The organism is Kineococcus siccus (assembly GCF_009906795.1).
In the GTDB taxonomy this organism is placed as follows: Bacteria; Actinomycetota; Actinomycetes; order Actinomycetales; family Kineococcaceae; genus Kineococcus; species Kineococcus siccus.
In genome coordinates this window covers 1-1,204 of the sequence record NZ_JAAALN010000399.1, presented here as the reverse complement: position 1 = coordinate 1,204, position 1,204 = coordinate 1, and the positions used below count along the sequence as shown (strand labels likewise).

1 protein-coding gene is annotated in these 1,204 nt (G+C 70.5%); it reads right to left on the bottom strand.

The window, feature by feature from the left end; all coding sequences use genetic code 11:
• Window positions 1-59: 59 nt before the first annotated feature.
• Entirely contained in the window at window positions 60-1,148 is a 1,089-nt protein-coding gene (locus GTR02_RS21775; RefSeq protein WP_166609549.1) for an ABC transporter substrate-binding protein, read from the bottom strand.
• Window positions 1,149-1,204: the final 56 nt, after the last annotated feature.

Genomic DNA, 1,204 nt, shown 5'->3' with positions numbered 1-1,204 from the left:
GAGGTGTCCTGGGACACGGGCGGGCCCTTCTCGTCGGCGGCAGGGTGTTCGGGGGCGGCTCAGGCGGTCTTGAGCTCCGGGTTCTCCGCGTAGACCTCCGCCAGGAGGCTCAGGTCGAACAGCTCCTCGGCGGTGATCGTCACGCCCACCACCTCGAGGGCGCTGATGTTGTCGGCGATCAGCTCGTCCGTCATCGTGAAGAGGCCGTTGGCCTCGGTGTCCGCCGAGACGATGAGGGTGTTCTGGGCCTCCGCCTCCTTGGTCTGCTCCTCGACGTCGAGGTCCTGGTCCTTGCCGTAGCGGGCGTCGGTGGCGGCGAGGACCGCCGACGCGCGGGGGTCGGCGATCGCGTCCTTCCAGCCCTTGATCTCCGCGACCAGGAAGGCCTTGAGCATGTCGCGCTGCTCGTCGATCGTGGACTGCAGCACCGTGAACGTCTCCGCGACGAAGGGCAGGCCGTTGTCGGCGAAGCTCAGGACCACCGGGGTCGCGCCCGGGCCGGCGAGCAGGATCGGCTCGTTGGTCAGGTACGCCATGAACGCGTCGACGTCGCCGCTGGCCACGACCGAGGGGTCGTACTGGACGGGCACGATGGTGAACGTGGACTTGTCGATGTCGTTGGCGGTGCAGAAGCCGTCGAAGATGACCTCGTTGCCGCCGGTCTGCACCCCGATGCGCTTGCCCGCGAGGTCGGCGGCGCTGGCGACCGGGACCTTCTCCTGCAGGGAGACCAGGCAGAACGGGTTCTTCTGGAAGGTCGTGCCGATGATCTTCAGCTCCGCGCCCTCGTTGACGATCGCGGGCGCGGTCAGCGTCGGCGAGGACAGGCCGACCTGCGCCTTGCCCGACACGACGAGGGCCTCGGCCGACGTGCCCGCGGCCCCGCCCGCCAGGAGGTTGACCTTCGAGAAGCCGGCCTCGGTGTAGTAGCCCTTGGAGTCCGCCATGTACTCCCCCGCGAACTCGATGTTCTTGATCCAGGACAGCTGCACGGAGATCTCGCCGAAGCCGCTGCCCGAGGAGCCCTCCGCCCCGGTCGAGGAGCTCGCGTCGTCCCCACCGCAGGCGGCCAGTGACCCGAGCCCGGCCAGGCCGAGGGCGCCGGCCCCGGCGGTGCGCAGGAAGGTGCGGCGGTCGTGACGGTTCATCGGCTGCTCCGGGGGGACGGGCTCCGCCCGGCGGGGGCCGGCGCCCTCGGCCTGGC

Excerpts from the sequence above, each read along its gene's own strand:
- GTR02_RS21775 (WP_166609549.1), bottom strand. The coding sequence starts at position 1,148 with ATGAACCGTCACGACCGCCGCACCTTCCTGCGCACCGCCGGGGCCGGC.